This is a genomic window from Thermanaerovibrio acidaminovorans DSM 6589 (assembly GCF_000024905.1).
GTDB classification, from domain to species: domain Bacteria; phylum Synergistota; class Synergistia; order Synergistales; family Synergistaceae; genus Thermanaerovibrio; species Thermanaerovibrio acidaminovorans.
The window spans coordinates 760,316-786,784 of the sequence record NC_013522.1; the positions used below are offsets into that span (position 1 = coordinate 760,316).

A 26,469-nucleotide genomic window follows, 5' to 3' on the forward strand; every position below is an offset into this window, starting at 1 on the left:
TGTTCATGGTTGAGCAAGAAGAAGACGGTCCTGGTAATAGGGCTTGGCAGGTTCGGACAGTCCTTGTGCCTTAGGCTGACCCAGATGGGGCACCGGGTCATAGGAGTGGACCGGGTCAAGGCCAGGGTGGAGGAGTTGGCGGAGGAGGTGGACTTCGTCGCCCAGATGGACGCCAGCGACGAGGAGGCCCTCCTCAAGGTGGGAGCCAAGGAAGTGGACCTGGCGGTGGTGGCCATCGGCGAGGGCCTTGAGGCCAGCGTGCTCGCCACCGCAATACTTAACGGGCTGGGAGTTCCAGTCTGGGCCAGGGCCATAAGCGACATCCACGCCAAGGTCCTGTCCGCCGTGGGGGCCTCCAAGGTCTTCTTCCCCGAGAGGGACATGGGGGCGGTGATGGCGGAGCAGATAGTACATCCCTGGATGAGCTACTTTAGCCTTGGAGGGGATCCGGACATAACGATAACCTACGTGCTGGGCAAACGGCTGGCGGGGAAGTCGCTGAAGGATCTGGACCTTACCAAGAGACATGGGGTATTGGTATTATTTGCGGAGCGCCATGGCAAGAGATACGTCCCCCGGGGTGATACGGTCATCCTACAGGAGGACAAGCTCTGGATAGCGGGAGAGAACGATAACGTGACCAAGTTCATGGCTTGGTTGGGCATGGAAGGGTGATGGAGTTGGCTAGCTTGGTTGAGGAGGCCCTGCGGCTCAAGGCGTCGCTGGAGGGGGAGCTGTCGTCCGCGGCGGACCTGGCGGCGGTGGAGGCCCTGATGGTCAAGTACCTGGGGAGGAAGGGGCTCATCACCTCCCTGATGAGATCCCTCGGAGGGGTGCCCCAGGAGGAGCGGCCCCGGGTGGGCAAGGAGCTGAACCTGGTGAAGGAGGCCTGCGATCAGGCGGTCAGGGATCGCATGCGGGAGATGGAGGTCCTCCGTCAGCGCATGGAGGAGGAGAGGAACGTGGTGGACGTCTCCATCCCCCCATGCGGCAGGCCCTATGGCCGGTTTCACCCGGTGGCCCAGACCATGGAGGAGATAATCAAGGTCTTCGTCTCCCTGGGCTTCTCGGTGGCCACCGGCCCGGAGATAGAGACCGACTTCTACAATTTCGAGGCCCTCAACTTCAAGGCCCATCACCCCGCCAGGGACATGCAGGATACCTTCTTCCTGGAGGATCAGCGGCTGCTGAGGACCCACACCTCCCCGGTGCAGGTGAGGTCAATGCTCTCCCTGGGGGCCCCCCTCAGGATAGTGATCCCCGGGAGGGTCTACAGGAGGGACAGCGATCCCACCCATTCCCCCATGTTCCATCAGGTGGAGGGACTGTTGCTGGACGAGGACGTGTCCGTGGCGGACCTGAAGGGCTGCCTCCAGGTCTTCGTGGACTCCATCTTCGGCCGCAAGCTCAAGTCCCGGTTTAGGGGGAGCTACTTCCCATTCACCGAGCCCTCCATGGAGATGGACGTGGAGTGCGTGGTCTGCAACGGGCAGGATCCCTCCTGCCGGGTCTGCAAGGGGACCGGTTGGCTGGAGATCCTGGGGGCCGGCATGGTGCACCCCAACGTGCTGAAGAGCGGAGGGGTGGATCCGGAGCGCTTCGGAGGCTTCGCCTGGGGCATGGGGGTGGACCGGATAGCCATGCTTAAGTACGGCCTATCGGATCTTAGGCCCCTCTTCGAAGCGGACCTTTTCTACCTTACGGGAGGTAACGGACGATGAAGGTTCACCTTGGTTGGCTCAAGGAGCTCTTGAGCCTCGAAGTTTCGTTGGATAGGCTCATGGATCGCCTCACCATGACCGGCACCGAGGTGGAGGAGGTCATATCCCCCGCCGGCGCCTCCGCCGGTATCCTGGTGGCCAAGGTGCTCTCGGTGGAGCCACACCCCACCAGGGAGTCCCTCCGGATCGCCCGGGTGTTCGATGGCGAAAACCAGGCCCAGGTGGTCACCGGGGCCTCCAACGTGGAGGAGGGGCATCTCTATCCCTATGCACCCCCAGGAGCCAGGATATGGGACGGCACCCAGTTAGGGAGCAGGGCCTTCGATGGGGTAGAGAGCCAGGGCATGTTGCTCTCCTGCGAGGAGCTGGGACTGGAGGGGCTTGACTCCTCCGGGGGATTGCTTAAACTGCCGGAGGATGTGCCGGTCGGTGCCGACTTCATCTCCTGGGCGGGGCTTCACCTTCCGGTGCTGGACCTGTCCGTAACCCCCAACCGGGGTGACCTCTGCTCCATGCTCGGGGTCGCCAGGGAGGTCAAGGCCCTGCTCGGGGGAGAGCTTCTCCCCATAGAGATACCTTCCCCCACCGACGTGCTGGAGGATTGGAGTGACCGGTTCTCCCTGCGGGTGGATGATCCTGGTTGCTGGAAGTACCTGCTTGGGTATGCGGAAGGGGTCCGGATATGCGAATCCCCCTTCCACTCCAGGCTCAGGCTCGTTTTGGCGGGCATGCGGCCGGTCAACAACGTGGTGGACGCCACCAACCTGGCCATGCTCCTCTTCGGCCACCCCCTTCACGCCTTCGATGCGGACCGGCTCAACGCCCCTTCCATAGAGGTCCGGCCCGCCAGGGAGGGGGAGGTGATCCGCACCTTGGATGGCAGGGACAGGGCACTTCAGCCCGAGGACCTTCTCATCTGCAGTGGAGGCGAACCGGTTGCCATCGCTGGTGTCATGGGAGGGGAGGACTCGGAGGTGCGGCCCGAGACGACCAGGATCCTCCTGGAGTCCGCGGTCTTCGATCCCGCCCGGGTAAGCCTCACCTCCCGGCGCCTTGGCATACCGAGCCAGGCGGCGTTCCGCTACAGCCGCGCCGTGGACTGGGCCGAGAGTAGGAGGGCCGCCCAGTACGCCCTGGCCCTGATGGCCTCCGATGGCGTCCGGGTGGGGGCGGGTTTCATATCCCACCGGGAGGACTTCTCCATCGATAGGGTTGTGAAACTCAGGACCTCCTCCCTTAGGCGGGTGCTTCTGATGGACTCCCTTGAGGAGGCCACGGAGGTCCTCGAGAGGCTGGGCTTCCAGGCCTGCTCGAACGAGGCGGGGGAGGCGGCCTTCAAGGTGCCCTCCTGGAGGAGCGACGTGGAGGCGGAGGAGGACCTGGTGGAGGAGGTGGGCCGGGTTAGGGGCTACGAGGTGGTGAAGCCCCGGATCCCCGGCGCCCTTAGGGGGAGGGGGATCATCCCCCAGGACCTGGAGAGGTGGCAGGAGATAAGGCGGGTGGCCATGTCGAGGGGCTACGTGGAGGTTATGACCTACAGCTTCACCTCCCCGGAGGAGTTGCACCCCCTTGGTATGGACCCATCCCAGTGTCCCGCCATAGTGAACCCCATAAGCAAGGATCAGGTGATAATGCGGCCCCTGATCCTGCCGGGCCTCATCAGGGGTCTTCGTAGCAACCTTAACTTCGGATGGAAGAGGCCGGTCCGTCTCTTCGAGTGGGGGACCGTGTTTCCCGCTAAGGACCGGGAGGCCCAGCACATGGCTGGCCTGGTCTACGTGGGCAAGGACAGGCGGTCCGTACACGGCCCCAGGGCCGAGGAGGACTTCTTCACCCTGAAGGGCGACGTGGAGGCCCTGTTGTCCTCCTGCGGTTTCCAGGTCCGGTGGGAGAGGGGAGAGGAGCCTTTCGGCCACCGGGGGCAGACCGCCAGCGTGATGGTGGATGGGAGGAAGGTGGGCTTCCTTTGCCGACTCAAGCCCTCCATAGAGTCCCAGCTGGGGGTTGAGGAGGGGGCCTACGGGTTCGAGGTGGACCTATCCGCCCTGGAGGGGTGGCGTCTACCCCGGTTCGGAGGATCCGTCCGCTTCCCGTCGGTTAGCCGGGATGTGGCCATCATGGTGGAGGCCCACGTCCAGTCCGACCAGGTCAGACGGGACATAGAGTCCCTGATGGACCGGTCCCTGGCGGAGGGGGTTGAGCTCTTCGACGTCTACGCCGGTAAGGGCATACCGGAGGGGCTCAAGAGCCTGGCTTTCTCGGTGGTCTACCGTAACCCGGATCGAACCCTCCGGGACGAGGAGGTGGACCATGTCCACAACGCCCTCAGGTCCGCCCTGGCGGAGAGGGGATACAAGCTTAGGTAGGGGGGAAGGAATATGCAGCAGTTCGATCAGATAGAGCGCATGTTGGACCGTCTGGGTGGGAGGCTCTCCACCCTTCAAAAGGAGCGTGACGCCGCCCAGGCGGAGTTGGCCAGCCTTAAGGGGCAGCTCCAGGAGAAGGAGCTGGAGCTCATAAGGGTTAAGAAGGACATGCAGAGGACCATAGAGCAGCTGGAGAGGGAGAAGGTGAACCTTCAGAAGGAGCTCCAGCAGCAGGAGCAGAGGGTCTCCGAGCTCTTCGGCAAGATTAGATCCCTCCTGCCGGAGGACGGGTCTCCGAGGCCGGGGGTATAGCCTCAGCAGATGACGTCCAAGCGCCTTGCGCTCCTGATAGGGAAGAGGTCCTATCCAATAGTCACTTCCAGGGAGGAGGAGGTCCAGAGGGCGGCGGACCTGTTGAGGTCCGTGGTGGAGTCCCTGGACTCCTCCCTTAGCCAGGACGAGATGCTCTTCCTGGCCGCCATGACCCTATCGGGGGAGCTCATCAGGGTTGAGGACCGGCTGAGGGAGCTGGCCGGCGGGGAGGAGATCCCGTGAGTTTGGCCATGTCCGGGCTGGATTGGGGCATAGCCCTGGTGGGGCTCATATGGATAGCGAAGGGGTTCCTGAGGGGCTTCTCCCGGGAGGTGGCGTCCATGGCGGGTTGGGCCTTGGGGCTCTTCCTCTCGGTGGAGCTCTCGGATCATTTGGAGCCCCTGGTCATGAGCCTTGGGTTGGTGGAGAGCCCCTGGGCATGCAGGGCCCTGGCGGCGGTTGGGCTGTTGGTGTTCGCCCTTTTGGTGGCCCGCCTGGTCGGTGGGCTTTTGAGGGGCATCCTGGTGAAGGCCCACCTCTCCGCCTTCGATCGTTTGATGGGCGGGGCGGTTGGGTTGGCCAAGCTGGCCCTGCTGGTGGCGGTGTCCTTCGTGGTGGCCAACGCCCTCTCCCCGTTTCTCCCTCAGGGGTGGGAGGATAGGAGCCTGTTCATGAGGATGGCGGATCGGCATCGGGAGCTGATCTTGGGGGCGGTCTACCACCCGGAAGGGGAGGGACGCTGATCTGTTAAGGGGCGAGAATGGGAGGTTTTTGACGCTTGAGGTGTGACCCTAATACGTACCGGGTCCTGGAGATAGAGAAGGCCCTAGCCATCGTGGCCGGGAGGTGCAGGAGCGAACTCGGGGTGGCTAGGGCCTTTCGGTCGTCACCCGCCAGGGACGTGGAGTCCTTGAGGAGGCGGTTTGACCTTCTGAGGGCCTACAGCTCCGCGGTGGCCAGGCGTGGCGACTATCCGTGGGATCAGCGGGTTACCCCCATGGAGGGGTTGGTGAGGGACGCCAAGACCTATGGGTGGCTCAACGGGCAGGAGCTGGTGAAGGTGAGGAACAGCCTGATCCTATCCTCCCGGATAAAGGTCCGTCTCAAGGAGGACTGCTCCGAGTTTGAGGCCCTAAGGGACCTCCTCCGTCACTTCCCCGACTGGGAAGAGGAGCTGGGGCGCCTTGAGGTGTTGGACGAGGACGGGGCCCTCTACGATGGTGCGTCGACCAAGCTGAAGGAGCTGAGGTTCAAGGGCCGGGAGCTCCGGTCCCTGGCGCGCCAGCGGTGGAACGAGATCCTTTCAAACGGGTCCCTGGCCTCCATGTTGCAGGACCGGGTGCTGACCCTTCGGAACGGGCGGTTCTGTGCCTTGGTGAGGCTTGACATGGCGGGATCCTTCCCGGGGCTGGTGGTGGAGAGGTCCTCGTCGGGCAATAGCGTCTACGTGGAGCCCGCCCCCATTCTGCCCCTCAACAACCGGATGGCGGTTATAGCCGGGGAGGAGAGGGAGGAGGAGCAACGGATCCTCAGGGCCCTGACGGAGATGCTGCTCTCCCGGGAGGGGGCCCTTCTGGAGACCGACCGGGGGTTGGGCTACCTGGACCTATTGAACGCCCAGGTGGAGCTCCTGTCGGAGTCCTCATGGGTGGTGCCGGAGGTCTCCAACGACAGGTCCTTCAAGCTGAGGTCCGCAAGACACCCCCTGCTGGGGGAGAGGGCGGTGCCGCTGGACGTGTCCTGTGGGGAGCACGCCAGGATGATGGTCATAACCGGTCCCAACACGGGGGGCAAGACGGTGGCGCTGAAGACCGTTGGGGTCTGCGTCTACCTGTCGTGGCTCGGTTTCCCGGTGCCTTGTGCGGAGGGCACCGTGGTTGGGAACCTGGGGGAGCTGCTGGCGGACATAGGGGACGAGCAGAGCATCGAGCAGAACCTCTCCACCTTCAGCGGCCACATAAAGCAGCTCCGGTACATAATGGAGAGCGCCAAGGACCGGTCGCTGGTGCTTTTGGACGAGCTTGGGGCCGGCACGGACCCGGAGGAGGGATCCGCTCTCGGGGTGGCCATCCTGGAGTTCTTCCTCAGGAGGCGCTGTCTTCTCATGGCCACCACCCACTACAACAGGATAAAGCTCTTCGCCATGACCACCCCGGGGGTTGAGGCGGCCTCGATGGAGTTCGACTCCACCACCCTCCAGCCCACGTACAGGCTTCTGGTGGGCATACCTGGGAGCAGCAATGCCATACTCATAGCCGAGAGGCTTAAGCTGCCCCGGGAGGTGATTCAGCGGGCACGGGAGGAGATGGAGACCCGGTCGGACGGTACCGAGGCGCTTCTCAAGGGGCTTGAGGCCCGGAGGGCTGAGCTGGAGGAGCGGCTCCGGGAGGTGGAGGCATTGCGAGCCCATCTCCAGGAGAGGGAGAGGCTTTACGAGGAGAAGTACGGCCGGATCCTGTCGGACTCGGAGGGCATCATACGGGAGACCCGGGCCAAGGCCCAGGGGATAATAAAGCGAGCGGAGGAGGAGGCCAAGGCCCTTTTGAAGGAGCTTAGGGACAAGTCTCACGCGGAGGCCCAGAGGACCTACCAGCGGGATAGGGACAGGCTGAGGAAGTTGGGGCAGGCTGTTGAGGATCTGGGCAGGGACGTTATGGAGGCCTCTCCGCTGCCCGGCCCCCAGAGCCTGTCGGTGGGGGATCCGGTGGAGATAAGGGGTAGCGCGGTCAAGGGGGAGCTGGCCCAGGTGGATGGGGATCACGGGGTGGTGGTCTCTGGGCCCATGAGGATAAGGGTCCCGTTGAAGAAGCTGGTGAGGTCCTCGTCCCCGTTGCCGGTTCCCCAATCGAGGGTTCTGGTGTCCAGCCCGGAGAAGGTGTCAAGCTCCATAATGGTCAGGGGTATGACCCTGGACGAGGCCATGCCCATAGTGGAGAGGTACCTGGACCAGGCCTACAGGGCCGGTTACGGGGAGGTGGAGATAATCCACGGCCGGGGGGAGGGTATCCTAAGGAGGGCGGTCCACGACCTCTGCAGGCGGCTCCCCTTCGTGGAGTCCTTCCGCCTCGGAGGCCCCGGCGAAGGGGGGCACGGGGTCACCATCGTCAGGTTTGCAAGGTAAACATCGGAAGACGCCATTAAGGGTGTTGCACATTCCGGGGGATCATGGTAATATATGCATCGTAAAGCGTGTCCGTAGCTCAGCTGGATAGAGTGTTGGCCTCCGGAGCCAAAGGTCCCGGGTTCGAATCCCGGCGGGCACGCCATAGGACGCAAGGGGCCGCAAGGCCCCTTTTCTCTTTCCTTTTTCCACCGGCTTTCTGACCCCTAACCCCCCGACCGGTTCCTTTCAATCTGGAGCAGGAGCTCCTTCGTCTTGAGGCCTCCAGGAGCGGAGAAGCCGCCCAGGCTCCGCGCCCCCACCGCCCGGTGACAGGGGATCAGTATCAGTAGCGGGTTCCTTCCGCAGGCTCCCCCGACGGCCCTGGCCCCCCTTGGCATTCCCATGTCCCTGGCCAGCTCACCGTAGGTGGCGGTCCTCCCATAGGGGATCGAGATGAGACGCCTCCAGACCCGGACCTGGAATGGGGTGCCCAGTAGCCTCAGGGGCAGTGAGAACTCCCGCCGTTCCCCCGCAAAGTACTGCTTCAGCTGTAGGGCCGCGGAGCCAAGCACGGAGCCCGTGGGGGGTAGCGCCTCCTCGCCGGGGAGGGGGTTCGCAAGTCTTACGGACGTGATGGATCCACCCGATTCGGTGATCTCCAGGGTCCCCAGTGGGGTTTCAATGTGGCATTTTGACATCCTATCGGTGCTCATGATGGTGGCCTCCAGTTAAAAAAATATGAGCCAAAGGGCGCCCAGGGAGATGCTGGCCAGGGTTATGGGAATTCCGGATCGTAGATGTTCCAGGAAGGATATCCTGACCCGGCTGGAGGCCCCCTCCACCACTATGATGTTGGCGATGGAGCCCAGGATAGTCAGGTTGCCAGCGAAGGTGGAGCTCATGGCCAGGAGCAACCAGGCCCTCTCCCCTAGCCCCAGTCCCTGGATGAGGGGTTTGAAGAGCATGACCGCCGGCACGTTGCTGACCAGGTTGGAGAGGATCGTGGAGCTCCAGACGAGCCTCCAGCTTCCCCCCAACATCAGGGCCGCCTTGGACTCCAGCAGGGCGAAGGCGTTTGAGCGCTGAAAGGCCCCCATTATTATGAAGAGCCCCAGGAAGAGTAGCAGGAGCTTGAAGTCGATCATGGCGTAGACCTTGTCGGGCTTGACCCGCCGGGTGATGAGGAACGCGGAGGCCACCGCCATGGACACCACCTCTATGGGCATCCCCAGGAAGAAACCCCCAATGCACGCCAGGCTGAGGATGGAGAACTTGATGACCATCCACCGGTGGTAGACGAAGCCCCCCTCCTGGTGTCCCCTGGGGCTCCATCGGGACAGCTCATCCCGGTAGTTCAGCCGTATCACCAGATAGGTGACCGTGAGGCCCATTATGGTGGGGGGCAGCATCTTGATGAAGAAGCGGCCGTAGGATATGCCGGATGAGAGGCCTATGATCAGGTTCTGGGGGTTGCCTGTTATGGTCATGACGCTTCCGATGTTGGCCGCCATGCAGAGGGCTATGAGGTGGGGTCTGGGATCGGTGCCCATGGAGTAGGTAAGGCTCAGCACCACCGGGGTCAACATGAGGCAGATGGTGTCGTTTATGAACAGGGCGGAGAGTGCCCCCGCCACGGGGATCATCACCGCCAGCATGCCCTTTGGGGTGGTAACCAGCCGAAGCATCCTGGAGCAGAGGATGTTCACCGCCCCGGAGAGCCTGAAGTGGGCCACCAGCACCATAAGGCCGAAGAGGGTGGCCAAGGTCTTGTAGTCGATGGCTCCGTAGGCCTCCTCGGGGGACAGGATCCCCAGGAAGACCATCAGGGAGGCGCCGATTATGACCGCCCCGGTCCGATCTATCCTGAGCACCGGTGTTCCGCCTATGGCCAGCACAGTGTAGGACAGGAGGAATATGATCACAGAGGGTTCCAGCATGGGGAGGGCTCCTTTTATATAGTATGTAAAAAAATTAAACTGCAGTCCTTGCGTCCCCGGTCCGTTGTGGTATCCTTAGCTCCTGGATCTTAGCTTAGCAAGTAACATGCGGGACGGAAAGGGGATGGATCGTTGGAAATCAAGTCCATGAAGAAGGTAAAGAAGCTCAAAAAGCTAAAGCTTTACGGCTTCAACAACCTCACCAAGTCGTTGAGTTTCAACCTGTACGATATATGCTACGCCAAGACTCCGGAGCACCGGAACGCCTACATTAACTACATTGATGAGGAGTACAACGCCACCCGACTGACCACCATCCTAACCGAGGTGGCCAACATAATCGGTGCCAACATCCTCAACGTGGCCTACCAGGACTACGATCCCCAGGGGGCCAGCGTGGCGCTCTTGATATCGGAGGAGAAGGTGGGGGAGAGCTCCATGGAGAGCTGCCCTGACCAGGACGGGGAGGAGAGCCCGGGCCCCCTTCCCCAGACCTACTTGGCCCACCTGGACAAGAGCCACATAACGGTTCACACCTACCCGGAGAGCCACCCGGACCGGGGGGTTTGCACCTTCCGGGCGGACATCGACGTGTCCACCTGCGGCAGGATATCGCCCTTGAAGGCCCTTAACTACCTGCTTCACACCTTCTCGCCGGACATCGCGATCATAGACTACCGGGTCAGGGGCTTCACCCGGGACATATCGGGGGAGAAGTTCTTCCTGGACCACAAGATAAACTCTATACAGAACTTCATATCCAAGGATACCCGGGAGTTGTACCAGTTCATCGACGTCAACATATACCAGGAGAACATATTCAACACCAAGATGATAATAAAGGATTTCGACCTGGACAACTACCTCTTCGGGACCGGTAAGAAATCCTTGCTCCCGGGGGAGAAGAAGCGCATAAAGCAGGAGATAAAGAAGGAGATGGCGGAGATCTTCGCGGGCCGCAATCTCCCGTCCTTCTAGGGGGTTCTCCGTGTCCTTCATGCGCGAGGCCCTGAGGGAGGCGGAGCTGGCCATGGAGGCCGGCGACGTGCCCGTGGGGGCCGTGGTGGTCATGAATGGTTTGGTGGTGGGCCGGGGGAGGAACGTTCGGGAGCTCACCGGTGATCCGCTGGGGCACGCGGAGATGGTGGCCATAAGGGACGCGTGCTCCGCCCTGGGCACCTGGCGCTTGGACGGGGCGTCCCTTTACGTTACGCTCGAGCCCTGCGTGATGTGCGCTGGGGCCATACTCCAGTGCCGCATATCCGAGGTGCACTTTGCCCTCCGGGACCCCAAGGCCGGGGCGGTGGGCTCCCTTTACGACGTCCTGCGGGACCCAAGGCAGCCCTTTCGTTGCAGGGTCCACCAGGGGGAGATGCGGGATCGATCTGCGGCCCTGCTACGGGGCTTCTTTGAGGGATTGAGGGGCGCTGGACAAGCCGTTGGGGTTTGAATATAATCTTCAACGTTTCGTCCCGGAGCGGAGGGGTGGCCGAGTGGTCGAAGGCGGGCGACTCGAAATCGTCTAGGCGGTGATGAGCCGTCTCGTGGGTTCAAATCCCACCCTCTCCGCCATTGCTTTAGTTTCCCCACTTCGGTGGGGTTTTCTTTTTTAAGCCTTTGAGGTTAAGCTTCATTTCCCATCCAATGGATTTATTTTGACGGCACCTTGATTGAAGTTTCGCATCTTGGAACAAAGCTGAACGGCCCGATTTTTTGTTTTGCTCCCCTTTTCTGTCTGCCTGTATGCCAGTGGTTTTATTGTTTGATTCGATATTTGTGTTGACAGATTTTGTTGCTTGCCCTAATCTTCGGCTATATGGTTTCTAGAATGAAGGGGAGGTGTGTGATTTGCCAGAGGAAGCATCCAAGATGGAGGATAAGGCCAAAAAGCCTAGGAGGCCCCGCAGGAGCCCTGAGGAGATGCTTCAGGAGCTGGAGAGGAGGAAGGCTAAGCTAGAGAAGCGCCTCATAAAGAAAAATCAGGAGGCCATACTCTCAATAGGGCACGCCTTTATTAAGGTGGTTGGGCTTGACCTGTCCGACCTGAGCCCCGCCGAGTCGGAGAGGATAGCCAAGGAGCCCGACTACGCCATGGTTTTCGTGAGGGATCGGATCAAGGGCGACGCCTAAGGCCCTTGGGGGAAAATATCATAGGGGACTTGAAATTTCTCCGGTAATTAGGTATCATCCCCTGCGTGATCGTTTCAGGGAGCGGAGAGGTGGCTGAGTGGTCGAAGGCGCTCGCCTGGAGAGCGAGTGGGCGGTATAAAAGCCGCCCCGAGGGTTCAAATCCCTCCCTCTCCGCCAGGAATTCACGGGGGCCTCGGGTCCCCGTTCTTCTTTACCTTGATCTAGAGATCCGCCCGCTTGGGGCCTCCATCGGGGCCTCGGGCCGGAGGTCTAGCCCCGTGCGGCGAAGCCTCGCGAACCCCGCCAGGTCCGGAAGGAAGCAACGGTAAGCGATAAGCTTCGGGTGCCACGGCAAGCTGGGCCTCCCGCCCGGGGTCCCGTTTCCCCTTTGTGGTGGCCCCCGTTCTCATCTTAGGATGAGCCTTCAGGCTTAAGGATCTTACATGGAGGTGTGGATCGGTGAGGTACCACGTGCCGGCGGAGGTCAGAGACGTGGATGGCATCTTCGTCCCCTTCTACCTGGTGGAGGTGGAGTTCCTCTCCCGTCCCCTGTTGGGGAGGGCCAGCTATGTGAGGGCCCGGGGGCTGGTCCACGGAGTCTTCGGTAACGTGGTGCAGATGGATCCCCCGGATCTGGGCCTGTTGGACCCAGAGGAGCTGCCCGGCTGGGCTAGGGCCATGCCAGTCCTGGACTTCCGGGTGGATCCGGATCGGGCCGTTCGGGCGGTCTTGGACCGCATATCCCCCTCGTACAGCCTGATGGGACTGAAGTTGCCCACCGTCAGGGGTGGGCTAGAGGGCCGGGCCAACCCTTTCGAAGCCATGTACGTGGCCCGGGATAGGGTCCTGTGGGACCCATTCACCGGGGAGGCGTGCCAGGACCCGCTGATCCTGGGCGCCTTCAGTCTCGGCCGCCGGGTTCCAGGTCTATCAGGGTCTTGATCAGCCTCTCCAGCTCCTCCATCCTGGCGGGAGGCACGTCCGACGCCGCCTGGGCCACGCAGGTGCTCAGGTAGTTCTTGAGGACCGCTATGGAGGCGTTCTGCATGGCCTTCCGGGCCGCGTTGAGCTGTATGAGGATCTCGCTGCAGGGCTTCTCCTCCTCGATCATCTTCTGTATGCCTCTTATCTGCCCCTCCAGCCTCTTCAGGCGATTTAGGACCTCCCTCTTGCCGGAACTCTTCCGATCTTCCAAAACCCCGCGCCTCCTCGTGCTTTGATGCACTGAAGTATGCCCCGTATGGGTATATATCCTAAGCCCCCTGGCCTTGAAGGTCAACCTCCCCCGTGATATACTGCCCTCTGGCAATCCGCACACGGGCGGACCCCTTGGGTGTTGCCTTTTAGAAGGTTCCCGATGGGGATGATGTCCGTGGAGGTCAAAACGAGGAGGGAACGAGGACATGGCAGTGGTAAGCATGAAGCAGTTGCTGGAGTGCGGGGTGCACTTCGGCCACCAGACCAGGCGATGGAACCCGAAGATGAAGCCCTACATCTTCACCGAGAGGAACGGCATCTACATCATCGACCTACAGAAGACGGTGAAGGGGCTTGAGAGGGCCTACAGCTTTGTCCGGGAGGTTGCCAAGGAGGGGGGCAGTATGCTCTTCGTGGGCACCAAGAGGCAGGCTCAGGAGCCCATCCGGAACGAGGCCCTTCGTTGCGGGCAGTTCTACATCAACCAGCGCTGGCTGGGTGGTCTGCTCACCAACTTCGCCACCATACGCCGTCGGGTGAACCGCATGGTGGAGCTTCAGAAGATGGAGGCGGACGGCACCATCAACCGCTACCCCAAGAAGGAGATCATCCAGCTCCGCAAGGAGAGGGAGAAGCTGGAGAAGTACCTGTCGGGCATAAAGGACATGAGGGACGTGCCCGACGCGCTGTTCATCATCGATCCCCGGCGGGAGAACATAGCGATCCTGGAGGCCGCCAAGCTGGGTATCCCCGTGGTGGCCATCGTGGACACCAACTGTGACCCGGAGCTCATAACCTACCCCATACCCGGCAACGATGACGCCATAAGGGCCATCGAGCTCATCACGGGCCTCATGGCCAGCGCCTTCATCGAGGGCCGCCAGGGGGTGGACGGGATGGCTACCCCTCAGGCGGACCAGGAGGAGGCCGTCTCCGGCGCGGCTGAGGACGTGATCGAGATCCGGGAGAAGCTCCACGACGAGTATTCCGAGGTGGCGGAGACCCTGGTGAACCAGGAGCTCGAGGAGCGCAAGGGCTGGAAGGAGGCCTAGTGATGTCTGTGGATATGGAAGCGGTTAAGGAGCTTAGGGCCCGCACCGGCGCGGGCGTTCTGGACTGCAGGAAGGCGCTGGCGGAGTGCGGCGGTGACCTGGAGAAGGCGGTGGACTACCTTCGGGAGAAGGGTCTGGCCAAGGCGGCCAAGAAGGTGGGGCGTACCGCCGCCGAGGGTCTGGTGTTCAGCTACATCCACACCAACGGCAAGATCGGCGTCCTCCTGGAGCTGAACTGCGAGACCGACTTCGTGGCCAGGACCGACGAGTTCAAGAAGCTGGGGCACGAGATCGCCATGCACATAGCCGCCACGAACCCCCAGTACATCTCTCCCGAGGACGTTCCCGCCGAGGACCTGGAGCGGGAGAAGGAGATCTACCGCAAGCAGGCCATGGAGGAGGGCAAGCCGGCCCACATCGTGGACAAGATAGCCGAGGGCAGGGTCAACAAGTTCTACGAGGAGTCCTGCCTCCTGGAGCAGCCCTACGTGAGGGACCCGGACAAGAAGATAAAGGACCTGGTGATGGAGAACATCGCCAAGATAGGCGAGAACATCGTGGTCCGTCGATTCACCCGTTACGCCATATCGGAGTAGGGGAGACGGCTCAAGGGGCGAGGGGCGGACCCTCGCCTTTTTGTTGGGCTCAGGGGTTCTTGGGATTAGATTAAAGAGGTAGATCAGGAGGCTTGTCATGGGGCGATATGAGCGAGTTCTTCTTAAGCTTTCGGGGGAGATACTGGCCGGTAGCGGAGGTTTCGGGTTGGACTTGGAGGCGGTGACCAACATATGCTCCGAGATCGCTGAGGTGGCCCGGGAGGGCATCCAGGTGGCCATGGTGGTGGGCGGAGGCAACATAATGCGTGGTCAGCAGGCGGTCCAGAAGGGCATGGAGAGGTCCCAGGCGGACAACATGGGAATGTTGGCCACGGTCATAAACGCCTTGGCCCTCCAGGACTCCCTTGAGAGGATGGGCATAAGCACCCGGGTGCAGACCGCCATAGAGATGAGGCAGGTGGCGGAGCCCTTCATCCGTCGCAGGGCCATAAGGCACCTGGAGAAGGGCAGGATAGTCATCTTCGCTGCGGGTACCGGCTCCCCCTACTTCTCCACCGACACCGCCGCGGCGTTGAGGGCCTCCGAGATCGGTGCCTCCTGCCTCATGAAGGCCACCAAGGTGGACGGCATATATGACGACGACCCCCACAAGAATCCCAACGCCAAGCGCCTTCCGTTCGTCAGCTACCACGATGCCCTCACCATGGGGCTCAAGGTCATGGACGCCGCCGCCTTCGCCCTCTGCCAGGAGAACCAGATCCCCATCGTGGTCTTCGACGTCCTCAAGAAAGGGAACCTGAGGGCCCTCCTGGTGGATGGAAGCCCGGTGGGATCCCTGGTATCATCTGAGCCAATGGATGACTAAGCCTCGAAGCCAACGGAAGGAGTGAGTTCCATGCCCCAGAACCAGATCAAGGAGATGAAGCAGAAGACCGAGAAGACCATCGAGCACCTGAAGGGCACCCTTCTGGGGATACGTACCGGCAGGGCCCATCCCGCCTTGGTGGAGGAGATAAAGGTGGACTACTTCGGGACCATGACCCCCATAAAGCAGATGGGGACCGTCACCGTCCCGGAGCCCCGGCAGCTGGTGATAACCCCCTGGGACAAGTCCGCCCTTAAGGCCATAGAGAAGGCCATCCAGTCCTCCTCCCTGGGGGTCACCCCCAAGACCGACGGGGAGTCGGTTAGGGTGGTGCTCCCGGAGCTCACCAAGGAGAGGCGCCAGGAGCTCTCGAAGCTGGTCAACAAGTACGCGGAGGAGGCCCGGGTGGCCATAAGGAACGTGCGCCGGGACGTGCTCGAGGCCTTCAAGAAGATGGAGAAGGCGGGAGAGATAAGCGAGGACGAGCACAAGAAGCTCCAGAAGGAGGTCCAGGATCACGTGGACGGGGCCATAAAGAAGGTAGACGCCCTGGCCCAGGAGAAGGAGAAGGAGATCCTCAACGACTGAGGCCTTCGCCGGTTGTATGGTTCGACAGAATGGAGGGGGGAGCTTCAGCTCCCCCCTCCAAGTTCACTATAGGGACGATAGGAAATCCTTGAGGCGGCTCATGCCCTCCTCGATCTCCTCCATGGAGTTGGAGTAGGAGAGCCTTATGTAACCCGGGGCGAAGAAGGACGAGCCGGGGACTGCAGCCACCCACTTCTCGTCCAGCAGCCTGGCGGAGAAGGCCTGATCGTCCGGCAGGGGGGACTTGGATATGTCAAGGAACACGTAGAAGGCCCCCTGGGGCACGTGGAAGGACACGTGGGGCATCCCATTGAGGAGCTCCACCATCCGGTCCCTCCTGGCCTCGAAGGCCCTACGCATGGACTCCACCGCCTCATCCCCGTCCCTTATGGCCCCCAGGGCGGCCCACTGGGCTATGGAGCTGGCGTTGGACAGCAGGTGCCCCTGGAGGGCGTTAACGTCCCCTATCCACTGGGAGGGGCCCAGAGCGTAGCCTATCCGCCATCCGGTCATTGCGTAGGCCTTGCTGGCCCCGTTGACGATCAGGGTCCTGTCTGCCAGATCCGGGGCCACCTGGAGGATGTTGACGTGCTTTGCCCCCCGGTAGACGAGCCGCTCGTACATCTCGTCAAAGATGATCCACAGGTCCCTCTCCCGGGCCACCTGGGCCAGCATGGAGAGGACATCCTGGTCCCACACTGCACCGGTGGGGTTGCAGGGGGTGTTTATTATCATCCCCTTGGTGTTGGGGGTAAGGGCCCTCATCACCGACTCCCGGGTGGGGACCAGGTTGGTGGACATGGTGTCCACCAGCACCTCCTTGCCCTCCGCGAGCCTTATCTGCTCCACGTAGCTGACCCAGGCAGGGGTGAAGAGAAGCACCTCGTCCCCAGGGTCCACCACCACCTGGATCGCCTCGTAGAGGAGGGGCTTCCCGCCGCTACCCACGGTTATCTGGGAGACCGGGTAGTCCAGTCCCATCCGGTTCCTGTAGTAGTCCCTGATGGCCTCCCTGAGCTCCGGGATCCCAGCAACCGGGGTGTAGTGGGTCTGCTGAGACTTTATGGCCTCCAGGGCGGCGTCGCAGGCCGCCTGGGGGCTCCCGAAGTCGGGCTCCCCGGCGGCGAAGGAGATGACCTTCTTGCCCTCCATCTTGAGGGCCTTTGCCTTGTTGACCAGGCTCAGCGTGGCGGACGGTTGCATCCTCTGTGCCCTCAGGGATCGCTTCATCTTCACATCACTCCTTGGATATGTTGTCCCTGGATCATAAACAAACCCACGGTGACTTAGCAAGCTGGCGGAAAAAGTTAAATATTTAGATGTTATGATCCGGGGGCCTGTGGTAAAATAGCGATACCGAGCAGGATTGGAGGGATTGGGATGGACGTACGCTTTGTGGCCCGCAACGTTGAACTGCAGAATTCCGTCAAAGATCTAATGGAGAAGAAGCTGGGCAAGCTGGAGCGGTTCTTCGATCGCATCCTGGACACCCAGGTGGCCGTTGACTTCAAGAGGGGTATGTACGTCGTTGAGATTACCTCCAACATCAACGGCATGGTCATGAGGGGGGAGGATTACGCGCCGGATCTCCGGAAGGCCTTCGAGAAGTCCCTTAAGAACATAGAGCGCCAGGTGAAGCGCCACAAGGACATGCTGGTTGATCGCCTGCAGCTTAAGACCAAGGACATATCCTTCGAGCTGGAGACCGAGCCATTCGTGGCGGAGGAGGAGAAGCAGGAGGGCGGTGTCAACATAGTCAAGGTCAAGCGGTTCCCCGTGAGGGTCATGACCCCCGAGGAGGCGGCGCTCCAGATGGACCTGCTGGGACACAGCTTCTTCCTCTTCCGGGACGGGGACACGGGGGATCTCAACGTGGTCTACCGCCGCAAGGAGGGGGGCTACGGGGTCCTGAAGCCCGAGTAGCCTCGAAGTCACCCTTTTTGATGTAAGATTGCGGGGAGGGATCCGTTCCCTCCCCTTTGCGTTTGTTAATATAGGCTCGTTTATACCATAAAAGCTTTCATGGGGGAGTTAAAATGGCATCACCAAAGGGTTTCAACGTCCTGGATGGCCTAAATCCGAAGCAGGTGGAGGCGGTCACCTACTGTGATGGCAACCAGCTGATCCTGGCGGGGGCCGGGAGTGGCAAGACCAGGGTGTTGACCAGGAAGATAGCTTACCTAATAAGCCACAAGGGGGTCTCGCCTTCCAAGATCCTGGCGGTGACCTTCACCAACAAGGCGGCGGGGGAGATGCGGCAACGGGTTGAGCGCCTCCTGGGGGGAAGCCTGCACGGCATAAGGATATGCACCTTCCACTCCTACGGGCTCAACTTCCTCAGGCGCAATGAGGAGATAATGCGCCGGATGGGCTACGCCACCCCCCTGGTGGTGATCGATAGGTCCGATCAGAAGCGGCTCTTGAAATTGCTTCTCAAGGAGAACAACGTGGACGAGAGGCGGGTGGATCCCTCCTGGCTCATGGAGGCCTTCTCCGCCGCCAAGGGGGAGGGGAACGGCAGCGCCTACTTCCGGGGGGAGGCCCAGAGGCTCTTCGAGGCCTACGAGGCCAAGATGAGGTCCCAGGGGGCCCTGGACTTCGACGACCTCATCCACCTGCCGCTGAAGATACTCTCCACCCACCGGGAGGCCCTGGAGAGGGAGCTGGACTCCATAGAATGGGTCCTGGTGGACGAGTATCAGGACGTCAACCGCTCTCAGTACATGTTGCTCAAGAGGCTGTCATCCCGGGGGCAACGGACCGTGGTGGTGGGGGATCCGGATCAGGCCATATACGGCTGGAGGGGGGCCGATGTGTCCATGATCCTCAACTTCGACAAGGACTTTCAGGGGGCCAAGGTTACGGTGCTGGAGCAGAACTACAGGTCCACGGGGCACATCCTGGAGGGGGCCAACTGCGTCATAGCCAGGAACTCCGATAGGCCCAAGAAGAACCTATGGACCGCCGCCAGCAGGGGAGAGAAGATCCGGATCCTCAAGGCCAGGAATGACGAGGAGGACTCCCGTTGCCTGGTGGACTGGATACTGGAGCTTCAGGGGGAGGGGTATGCCCTCAAGGACATGGCGATTCTCTACCGGGTGAACGCCTTGAGCCGGCTGTACGAACAGAGGCTGATAGAGGCGGGCATCCCGTACAGGGTCATAAGGGGGTTGGGCTTCTACGATCGCAAGGAGATCAAGGACGTGCTGGCCCTCATGCGGCTGGCCATCCAGCCCCGGGACCTGGTCTCTTTCGAGAGGATGGTGAACGTGCCCCAGAGGGGCATAGGGGCCAAGTCCACGGAGGCCCTATGGGCCTGGATGGGCCAGCTGGAGGCCCAGGACCCGGGGGAGTTCTGGCGGTCCGTCCTGGAGGGAGATGCGCCCCTTAAGGGCCGGGCCCGGGAGGGGATAAGGGCCCTGGCCCGGGGGATGCTTGGAATCCTGTCCCTCCGGGGCAACATAAGGCTGGCGGTGCGCTACATACTGGAGGAATACGGCTACGGGGAGCACCTGGAGAGGGAGGACCAGTCCACCTTCGAGGAGAGGCTTCAGAACGTGGAGGAGCTGATGTCGGTGTTGCCCGAGGGAAGCATAGATGACGTGCTATCCGAGGTGGCCCTGTTCTCCGATGCGGACGTGGCCTCCGGGGACGATCGGGTGAGCCTCCTCACCCTTCACGCCGCCAAGGGGCTTGAGTTCCCGGTGGTGTTCATGGTGGGGCTGGAGGAGGGGATCTTCCCCAACGCCAAGTGCAGGGAGGACAGGTCCCTTCTGGAGGAGGAGAGGCGGCTCTTCTACGTTGGGATGACCAGGGCCCAGGAGAGGCTCTTCCTATCTGGGGCCGCCAGGCGGGTCCTCTTCGGCAGCTTCATGATGAACCCCTTCTCCCGATTCCTATCGGAGATACCCTCCAGCTGCGTGGTGGAGGACGACAGGACCAAGGAGGTATCCGGCGTTGTTTACGGTGGCGCTAACAGGAGACGTTGGAGCTGGTAAGTCCACCCTTTTGTCCATGTTCGCCCGACTGGGGGCCAGGACCGTATCGGCGGACCTGGTGGCCAAGGGGCTCTGGGAGGATCCCCGGGTCCGTGGGGCCTTCGCGGACCGATGGGGGGGCGTGCCAATCAACCCCGACGGTACCCTGGATGTGGGTACGATATCCCGGCGGGTCTTCTCCGACGAGGGGGAGTACAGGTTCCTGTGCGCGGTCCTTCACCCCCTTACCTGGGAGGTGCTTCAGGGGATGGTGGGGCAGGACGGGATATGGGTCCTGGAGGTGCCCCTCCTCTTCGAGTCCGGCGTGCCCCATTGGATCGATGGGACCCTCTTCCTTGGATGCCCTCCCCAGGTGAGGCTCTCCCGGGTTATGGTCAGGGGCTGGGATCAGCGGGAGCTGGAGTCCCGGGAGAGGTGGCTGATGCGGTCGGAGGATAAGCGGCGGATGGCGGACTGGGTGATAGATAACCAGGGGTCCATGGAGGACCTGTGGGGCTCCGCGTTGAGGATCTACCAGGAGATGCGGCTCCTGAACTCTGTGGTGCTGGGCAACGTAACGTTCCCATCCGCCCATGAGGCCCTGGAATTCTCCCGCCGGATGGTGGAGTCGAAGCTTGCGGCTTGCTGCAGGGTGAGGGGGGTGGACAGCGTCTACCGATGGGAGGGGGAGGTCTACTCCGAGCCGGAGGCGGAGTTGGCCTTCAAGACCGTGGAGGGGGCCATCCCCGCCATAAGGGATCTACTCGGGTCTCATCCCTACGACATGCCCGCCCTGTACTTCGAGAGGCCCCACCGTATGGGGATCCAGCTCCGCCGCTGGGTTGTCCAGAGCTGTTCCTCATGAGGCTCATAACCACCCACATAGGGGCCGACTTCGATTCCCTGGCCAGCATGTGGGCCGCCCTGAAGCTCTACGGCGACGGGGCCATGTGCTTCTCCGGCGCCGCATCCAGGAACGTAAGGGATTTCCTCAAGAGGAACCGATGGGCGCTGAACGTGCTGACGCCCAAGCAGGTGGACCCGGGGGCCATACGGAACCTGGTGGTGGTGGATGCCCGGTCCCTGGGCAGGATAGGTCCCTTCGCCCAGGTGGCCTTGGATCCGTCGGTGGAGGTCCACGTGTTCGACCATCATCCCCCGGTGGAGGACGAGATCCCCTCCAGCTTCAGCATCATAGAGAGGGCGGGCTCCACCACCACCATTCTGGCGGAGCGGCTCTTCGAGAGATCGGTGTTGCTGACCCCCTTCGATTGCACCCTTCTGGCCCTGGGCATATACGAGGACACCGGGGCCCTTACCTTTGGGGCCACCACCGAGCGGGAGTACGCGGTGGTGGCGGAGCTTCGTCGGCGGGGGGCGGATCTGGCGTCCATACCCACCTGGATAGAGCTCTCCTTCTCCGCCCTGGACCGGGAGCTGCTTGACCGGATGATAGAGGCCTGCCAGGACAGGTTCATCAAGGGATACCGGGTGGTCTCCTGCGCCATTGAGTTTCCCCGCTACGCGGAGGGGATAAGCCTCTTCGTCCATCGGATCATGGACTTCTTCGACGCGGACGTGGCCATAGCGGTGGTCACCATGGACCGTAGGACCTACGCGGTCATCCGAAGCAGAGAGGGCACTATCGACGCCAGATCCGCCATGGGGGACCTGCCAGCGGGAGGACACCCCCAGGCGGCAGCCGCGGCGGTTCCGAGGCAGGACCCGGAGGAGCTCCTGGGGCGCCTCATGAGGAACGTGGAGGGGATCCTTAGGCCCTCCATGTCGGTGGAGGACGCCATGTCCTCGCCGGTGATGGCGGTCCGGGAGGATCAGACGGTGGAGGAGGCCTACAGGCTGATGATCCGCTACGGGCACTCGGCGCTGCCGGTGGTCCTGGACGGGCATCTCCGGGGGATAATCACCCGGAAGGACCTGGACAAGGCCCAGCTTCACGGCCTTGGGGCCGTGCCGGTGCGGGAGTTCATGACCGAGAACGTCATATCCGTCAGTCCCAGGGCCCCCATATGGGAGGCCCACCGGCTCCTGGTGTCCCACAACGTGGGGCGCCTGCCGGTGGTGGATCGGGATGACCTGGTGGGCATAGTCACCAGGACGGACATGCTGAGGGCCCTCTACCCGTCCACCTCCGCGTCGGTGGGGCAGCCAGGTCCCCAGGTCCCCTGGGAGGAGGACGTATCGGCCCTCCTGGACCGGGTGCCCCAGGAGGTGGCCTCCAAGATAAGGCTGGTGACGGATGTAGGGGAGGGGATGGGGCTCAAGGTCTTCCTGGTGGGCGGCTTCGTCCGGGATCTCCTGCTAGGCAGGCCGAACGAGGACGTGGACATGGTATGCGAGGGTGACGCGGTGCCCCTGCTGGAGCGACTGTCCTCCATGGGGCTTCAGGTGTCGATCCATCGTCGCTACGGGACCGGAACGGTGCGGTTCCCGGACGGAAGGAAGCTGGATCTGGCCACCGCCAGGAGGGAGTTCTACGAGTACCCGGTGGCCCAGCCCAAGGTCCAGATGGACTCGCTGAAGCATGATCTGTACCGGCGGGACTTCTCCGTGAACGCCATGGCGGTATCCCTGAGTCCCCGGTGGGGGATGTTGGTGGACTACTTCGGCGGCCGGGGGGATCTGAACCGAGGACAGCTGAGGGTGCTTCACAACCTCAGCTTCGTGGAAGATCCCACCAGGATACTGCGGGGGGTTAGGCTCGAGGGCAGACTTGGCTTCCGGATGAGCCAGGACACGGAGCGTTTGGCGGCTAGCTGCGTAAAGGGTGGCATGCTGAGCCTCCTGTCGGGTCCCAAGCTGAGGAGCGAGCTGGAGCTCATATTCCGGGAGAGGAACCCTATCTGGGCGGTGGACAGGCTCTGTGGGCTGGGGGCTTGGGATGCCATGTTCCCCGGGGTCCCGCTGTCCATCGACGGCCTGAGGGCCCTGCGGAAGCTTGACGTGTTCGTTCGACGGCTGGGAAGGGACCTTCCACCCCTGGGGGAGGAGTCCTGGCTTGCCTTTTTGGGTGCCCTCTTGTATTTTGGAAACCCCTGGGGAGGCAGGAGCGCCATGGACAGGCTCTCCCTTTCCCAGAAGGAGCGGGGTGTCCTGGAGGCCATCTTGAACGGGCTCGGCACTCTGGAGACCGCCATAGGCGGCAAGGGGGACATCCGCTGGTCCTCCCTGTGCAGGGCCTTGGACGGCGTAAATCGGGTGGTCCTCTTCGCCTGGGCGGGCATAACCTCCCGTTGGAGGGTCAGGCGCCGGATCCTCTTGTACCTCACCAGGCTATGCAAGGTGAGCCCAATGCTCAGCGGCAGGGATCTCATAGATCTGGGGGTTCCCAAGGGGCCTGCGGTGGGGGCCATGTTGAGCCGTCTTCGGTTCGCCCGGCTGGACGGGGAGGTGGACACCCTGGAGGATGAGCGGGCATGGGTGCTCAAGAGGCTTGGGGACCTTTGACCTTTGATGTGGTGGCCTTAAAATTGGAGGTAGATGACTTGTACGGAGACTTGTCTTACCGGATAGCGGAGATCCTGTTGAGCGTGCCGGCGGTCCTATGGGCCATAACCTTTCATGAGTTCTGCCACGGTTATGTGGCCCATCTCCTGGGGGATCCTACCCCCAAGAGGTCCGGCAGGCTATCCCTTAACCCCCTTCACCATCTGGACCCGGTGGGGGCTCTCATGCTCCTCATCTTCCGCTTCGGCTGGGCCAAGCCGGTGCCGGTGGACTCCCGGTACTTCAAGAACCCTTCCCGGGACATGGTGTTAGTATCCATCGCGGGGGCGGCGGGGAACTTCCTCACCGCCTGCCTGGTTGGGCTGTTGATCAAGGCCTTCCCCGCCTTCTTCCTGGGGAACTTCGCCCTGAGGCAGCTGATGTTGCTCATGGTGTTCATAAACATCGGCTTGGGGGTCTTCAACCTGTTGCCCATACCCCCCCTGGACGGTTCCAAGGTGCTTTACGTTCTGTTGCCCCCTCGGTGGCTCAACTCCTACTTCTGGCTGGAGAGGTACGGGGTCCTGATCATCTTGGGGTTGGTTATCACCGGCCTCCTACCCAGGATAATGTCCCCCATGGTCATGTTCCTGGCCTCCCTGGTCCTTTGAGGCAAGGATGAATTATAATAACATTACAAAACCAGGGGCTTTGGCCCCCTACGTTGAGGTGTTGTTCGTATGAAGGTTCTCATGTCCAACGATGATGGGATACTGGCTCCGGGTATACAGATAATGGCCAAGGTGTTGGCGGACCGGGGTATCCCGTGTGCGGTGGTGGCCCCCGACAGGGAGCGCAGCAGCATAGGTCACGCCATAACCCTGAACAGGCCCCTTAGGGTCTGGCACCTGGAGCCCGGTGTCTTTCCCCCCATGATGCCCGCCTACGCCTGCGATGGCACCCCCTCTGACTGCGTGGTCATAGGGGTTGAGGAGCTGGCCAAGGACGTGACCATGGTGATATCCGGCATAAACCGGGGTCCCAACCTGGGGGACGATCTCACCTACTCGGGCACGGTATCCGCCGCCATGGAGGGGCTCATCTTGGGTTACGATGCCATCGCGGTCTCCCTGGCCTGCAAGGGGACCGATCCGGCGGCCCATTACAGCACCGCCGCGGCGGTGGTGGTGGCCTTCCTGGACTGGTTCAAGCAAAACCACCGGCAGAAGGGGGTCCTCTACAACATAAACGTCCCCAACGTCCCCATAAGGAGCCTCAAGGGCATACTCCCCACCAAGAAGGGGACCCGCCTCTACCGGGACAAGGTCACCAAGTTCAGGGATCCCCAGGGCAGGGAGTGTTACTGGATGGGTGGAGTGCCTGAGGACCGGCTGGAGGAGGGAACCGATGTGTGGGCGGTGTCCAACGGCTACGCCTCGGTCACCCCGATTCACATGGACATGACCCATTACGACACGCTGAAGGAGATGAGCTCCGGGGGACTGGATCTCCTCTTCAATCGTGGTTGAAGGACGGCCCTTGACAACCGCGAAAAGGAGGCTATAATTTCCCCAACAGGTTAGATTGACCTGGGGTTCAGGGAGGAGGTGCGACGGTGATGTCCAAGGTCCTGATGCGACGACGAGGGGGTCTTTCTGGTTCCTTCATCAGCTCGATACGGGCGATGAAGGGGATTGGTTCCTTTGCGTCCGACAGAGATGGGGCGTCACCGGCTGAGAGCGCCCCTCGGAATAGCTAGGAGTACCTCGTGCCCCTGAGCCTCCTCCCGAAGAAAGGCCCCGCCAGCGCGGCCAAGTAGGGGGGATCCCGATAACGATCGGGGTAAAGGGGTCGTCACAGGACGGCAAATTGGGTGGCACCGCGGGCTAGGAGGCCCGTCCCAAAGGGGACGGGCCTCCTTTTTATTAGGGAGTAATTTTAATTTTATAAGAATAAAAGAAGGGGGAAGTTTAAGATGACTTACAAGGGCAAGTTGGTGTTGGCGTACAGCGGCGGGCTGGATACCTCGGTGGCCATACCCTGGCTCAAGGAGCAGGGGTACGAGGTTATAACCTTCACCGCCGACGTGGGGCAGCCCATAGACCTGGAGGGGACCAAGGCCAAGGCCATCAAGTCCGGGGCCAGCAAGGCCTACATAGCGGACCTGAGGGAGGAGTTCGTGGAGGAGTTCGTGTGGAGATCCCTTAAGGCCAACGCCATGTACCAGGGCACCTACCCGCTCAACTCCGCTCTCTCCAGGCCCCTCATAGCCAGCCACCTGGTGAAGGTGGCGGAGGAGGAGGGGGCGGTGGCCATCGCCCACGGTTGCACCGGCAAGGGGCAGGATCAGGTGAGGATAGAGGTGTGCGCCAAGGCGCTCAACCCTGACATAGTGGTGGAGGCCCCGGTTAGGGACTGGCACTTCTCCAGGGACGAGGAGATAGAGTACGCGGAGAAGCACGGGATACCCATACCGGTCACCAAGTCCAGTCCCTACAGCATCGATGAGAACCTGTGGGGCAGGTCCATAGAGTGCGGGATCCTGGAAGACCCGTGGGAGGAGGCCCCCAGCGATGCCTTCAAGATGACCGTGGACCCCTGGGACGCGCCGGATGAGCCGGTGACAATCGAGATAGGCTTTGAGAAGGGGCTGCCGGTCTCCCTGAACGGAAAGCCCATGTCCGGCGTGGCCCTCATAGAGATGCTGAACCAAATAGCCGGCAAGGCCGGGGTGGGCAGGATCGACATGATAGAGGATCGTCTGGTGGGCTTCAAGAGCCGGGAGGTCTACGAGTGCCCCGGGGCGGTCACCCTGATAGGGGCCCATAAGGCGCTGGAGACCCTGACCTTGCCCAAGGAGGTCCTCAAGGCCAAGAGGGAACTGGAGGTCAAGTACGCGGAGCTAACCTACGAGGGCTACTGGTTCTCCCCCCTGAAGGACGCCATTGATGCCTTCATCGACAAGACCCAGGAGGTGGTTTCCGGGGTGGTCAAGGTCAGGCTCTTCAAGGGACAAGCCATGGTGGTGGGCATGAAGTCCCCCAACGCCCTCTACAGGGAGGACCTGGCCACCTACTCCCACGGCGACAAGTTCGACCACAAATCTGCGGTGGGCTTCATAACCGTCTGGGGGCTCCCCATAAAGACCTGGAGCCAGATGCACGGCAAGAAGTCCGATCAGGTTTCCAAGGCCATCGGGATGGAGTAGGGGACCTGGGAA

General features: G+C 61.9%; 26 protein-coding genes, 3 tRNA genes and 1 other RNA gene. 26 read left to right on the plus strand and 4 right to left on the minus strand.

The window, feature by feature from the left end; genetic code table 11:
- Positions 1-9 precede the first annotated feature (9 nt).
- The 8 genes from TACI_RS03645 to TACI_RS03680 all read left to right on the plus strand — a co-directional run bounded on the left by TACI_RS03645 (position 10) and on the right by TACI_RS03680 (position 7,665).
- On the plus strand, positions 10-675 hold the full coding sequence (locus TACI_RS03645; protein ID WP_012869476.1) for a potassium channel family protein: 666 nt from the start codon (positions 10-12) through the stop codon (positions 673-675).
- Complete coding sequence (gene pheS / locus TACI_RS03650; protein WP_164925135.1) at positions 675-1,721, plus strand: phenylalanine--tRNA ligase subunit alpha; 1,047 nt, start codon at positions 675-677, stop codon at positions 1,719-1,721. The genes TACI_RS03645 and pheS overlap by 1 nt, the downstream gene beginning before the upstream one ends.
- Positions 1,718-4,087 carry a phenylalanine--tRNA ligase subunit beta gene (gene pheT, locus TACI_RS03655; protein ID WP_012869478.1) on the plus strand — a complete coding sequence of 790 codons (2,370 nt, stop codon included), beginning with the start codon at positions 1,718-1,720 and terminating at the stop codon, positions 4,085-4,087. Before pheS ends, pheT begins: the two co-directional genes overlap by 4 nt.
- Positions 4,088-4,099: 12 nt before the next feature.
- Positions 4,100-4,399 (plus strand): hypothetical protein, encoded by a 300-nt coding sequence (locus TACI_RS03660; protein WP_012869479.1) that lies wholly within the window; start codon positions 4,100-4,102, stop codon positions 4,397-4,399.
- A gap of 9 nt (positions 4,400-4,408) precedes the next feature.
- Entirely contained in the window at positions 4,409-4,642 is a 234-nt protein-coding gene (locus TACI_RS03665; protein WP_012869480.1) for a cell division protein ZapA, read from the plus strand.
- On the plus strand, positions 4,639-5,142 hold the full coding sequence (locus TACI_RS03670) for a CvpA family protein (RefSeq protein ID WP_012869481.1): 504 nt from the start codon (positions 4,639-4,641) through the stop codon (positions 5,140-5,142). The genes TACI_RS03665 and TACI_RS03670 overlap by 4 nt, the downstream gene beginning before the upstream one ends.
- A 35-nt stretch (positions 5,143-5,177) precedes the next feature.
- Positions 5,178-7,520 carry an endonuclease MutS2 gene (locus TACI_RS03675; protein WP_012869482.1) on the plus strand — a complete coding sequence of 781 codons (2,343 nt, stop codon included), beginning with the start codon at positions 5,178-5,180 and terminating at the stop codon, positions 7,518-7,520.
- 68 nt (positions 7,521-7,588) lie between these two features.
- Positions 7,589-7,665, plus strand: a tRNA-Arg gene (locus TACI_RS03680).
- 61 nt (positions 7,666-7,726) lie between these two features.
- Here the strand turns inward: TACI_RS03680 and TACI_RS03685 are convergent.
- Positions 7,727-8,215, minus strand: coding sequence for a methylated-DNA--[protein]-cysteine S-methyltransferase (locus TACI_RS03685; RefSeq protein WP_012869483.1), 489 nt, complete (start codon positions 8,213-8,215; stop codon positions 7,727-7,729).
- A gap of 15 nt (positions 8,216-8,230) precedes the next feature.
- Positions 8,231-9,439, minus strand: a complete 1,209-nt coding sequence (locus TACI_RS03690; RefSeq protein ID WP_012869484.1) for an ArsB/NhaD family transporter — start codon at positions 9,437-9,439, stop codon at positions 8,231-8,233.
- 147 nt (positions 9,440-9,586) lie between these two features.
- On the opposite strand from TACI_RS03690, the gene speD reads away from it, so the two are divergent.
- The 7 genes from speD (at position 9,587) to TACI_RS03725 (ending at position 12,511) form a co-directional block, all read left to right on the plus strand.
- Complete coding sequence (gene speD, locus TACI_RS03695) at positions 9,587-10,417, plus strand: adenosylmethionine decarboxylase (protein WP_012869485.1); 831 nt, start codon at positions 9,587-9,589, stop codon at positions 10,415-10,417.
- A 19-nt stretch (positions 10,418-10,436) separates the two neighbouring features.
- On the plus strand, positions 10,437-10,889 hold the full coding sequence (locus tag TACI_RS03700) for a nucleoside deaminase (protein WP_164925363.1): 453 nt from the start codon (positions 10,437-10,439) through the stop codon (positions 10,887-10,889).
- A 29-nt stretch (positions 10,890-10,918) separates the two neighbouring features.
- Positions 10,919-11,011, plus strand: a tRNA-Ser gene (locus TACI_RS03705).
- A 267-nt stretch (positions 11,012-11,278) separates the two neighbouring features.
- A complete protein-coding gene (locus TACI_RS03710) occupies positions 11,279-11,569 on the plus strand; it encodes a hypothetical protein (protein WP_423218559.1) in 291 nt (96 codons plus the stop codon).
- 83 nt (positions 11,570-11,652) lie between these two features.
- Positions 11,653-11,746: transfer RNA gene (locus TACI_RS03715), tRNA-Ser, on the plus strand.
- Between the two features lie 90 nt (positions 11,747-11,836).
- Positions 11,837-11,935: signal recognition particle sRNA small type (gene ffs / locus TACI_RS03720), an RNA gene on the plus strand.
- 93 nt (positions 11,936-12,028) lie between these two features.
- Positions 12,029-12,511: a hypothetical protein gene (locus tag TACI_RS03725; RefSeq protein ID WP_012869488.1), complete on the plus strand. Its 483-nt coding sequence runs from the start codon at positions 12,029-12,031 to the stop codon at positions 12,509-12,511.
- On the opposite strand, the gene TACI_RS09250 is transcribed toward TACI_RS03725, so the two are convergent.
- The gene (locus tag TACI_RS09250) at positions 12,471-12,764 is read right to left on the minus strand and encodes a metal-sensitive transcriptional regulator (RefSeq protein WP_012869489.1); all 294 of its coding nucleotides are present in this window, start codon (positions 12,762-12,764) and stop codon (positions 12,471-12,473) included. The two genes, TACI_RS03725 and TACI_RS09250, sit on opposite strands and share 41 nt — an antisense overlap.
- A gap of 208 nt (positions 12,765-12,972) precedes the next feature.
- Here TACI_RS09250 and rpsB point away from each other — a divergent pair, with 208 nt between their 5' ends.
- From rpsB to frr, 4 genes are all read left to right on the plus strand, one after another.
- Positions 12,973-13,818, plus strand: coding sequence for a 30S ribosomal protein S2 (gene rpsB, locus TACI_RS03735; RefSeq protein ID WP_012869490.1), 846 nt, complete (start codon positions 12,973-12,975; stop codon positions 13,816-13,818).
- Between the two features lie 2 nt (positions 13,819-13,820).
- The gene (gene tsf, locus TACI_RS03740; RefSeq protein WP_012869491.1) at positions 13,821-14,414 is read left to right on the plus strand and encodes a translation elongation factor Ts; all 594 of its coding nucleotides are present in this window, start codon (positions 13,821-13,823) and stop codon (positions 14,412-14,414) included.
- Positions 14,415-14,511: 97 nt separating this feature from the next.
- Positions 14,512-15,240: a UMP kinase gene (gene pyrH, locus TACI_RS03745; protein ID WP_012869492.1), complete on the plus strand. Its 729-nt coding sequence runs from the start codon at positions 14,512-14,514 to the stop codon at positions 15,238-15,240.
- A gap of 30 nt (positions 15,241-15,270) precedes the next feature.
- The gene (frr, locus tag TACI_RS03750; protein ID WP_012869493.1) at positions 15,271-15,828 is read left to right on the plus strand and encodes a ribosome recycling factor; all 558 of its coding nucleotides are present in this window, start codon (positions 15,271-15,273) and stop codon (positions 15,826-15,828) included.
- A gap of 66 nt (positions 15,829-15,894) precedes the next feature.
- Here frr and TACI_RS03755 read toward each other — a convergent pair whose 3' ends face one another.
- Positions 15,895-17,058 (minus strand): pyridoxal phosphate-dependent aminotransferase, encoded by a 1,164-nt coding sequence (locus tag TACI_RS03755; protein WP_012869494.1) that lies wholly within the window; start codon positions 17,056-17,058, stop codon positions 15,895-15,897.
- A gap of 150 nt (positions 17,059-17,208) precedes the next feature.
- On the opposite strand from TACI_RS03755, the gene hpf reads away from it, so the two are divergent.
- From hpf to TACI_RS03790, 7 genes are all read left to right on the plus strand, one after another.
- Positions 17,209-17,751: a ribosome hibernation-promoting factor, HPF/YfiA family gene (gene hpf, locus TACI_RS03760; protein ID WP_012869495.1), complete on the plus strand. Its 543-nt coding sequence runs from the start codon at positions 17,209-17,211 to the stop codon at positions 17,749-17,751.
- Between the two features lie 113 nt (positions 17,752-17,864).
- Positions 17,865-19,826: an ATP-dependent helicase gene (locus TACI_RS03765; protein ID WP_012869496.1), complete on the plus strand. Its 1,962-nt coding sequence runs from the start codon at positions 17,865-17,867 to the stop codon at positions 19,824-19,826.
- Positions 19,795-20,670, plus strand: a complete 876-nt coding sequence (coaE, locus tag TACI_RS03770; protein WP_242601186.1) for a dephospho-CoA kinase — start codon at positions 19,795-19,797, stop codon at positions 20,668-20,670. The genes TACI_RS03765 and coaE overlap by 32 nt, the downstream gene beginning before the upstream one ends.
- Positions 20,667-23,270, plus strand: a complete 2,604-nt coding sequence (locus tag TACI_RS03775; RefSeq protein ID WP_012869498.1) for a CBS domain-containing protein — start codon at positions 20,667-20,669, stop codon at positions 23,268-23,270. The genes coaE and TACI_RS03775 overlap by 4 nt, the downstream gene beginning before the upstream one ends.
- Positions 23,271-23,308: 38 nt before the next feature.
- Positions 23,309-23,920 (plus strand): site-2 protease family protein, encoded by a 612-nt coding sequence (locus TACI_RS03780; protein WP_012869499.1) that lies wholly within the window; start codon positions 23,309-23,311, stop codon positions 23,918-23,920.
- 69 nt (positions 23,921-23,989) lie between these two features.
- The gene (gene surE, locus TACI_RS03785; protein ID WP_012869500.1) at positions 23,990-24,778 is read left to right on the plus strand and encodes a 5'/3'-nucleotidase SurE; all 789 of its coding nucleotides are present in this window, start codon (positions 23,990-23,992) and stop codon (positions 24,776-24,778) included.
- Between the two features lie 446 nt (positions 24,779-25,224).
- A complete protein-coding gene (locus TACI_RS03790) occupies positions 25,225-26,457 on the plus strand; it encodes an argininosuccinate synthase (RefSeq protein WP_012869501.1) in 1,233 nt (410 codons plus the stop codon).
- Positions 26,458-26,469: the final 12 nt, after the last annotated feature.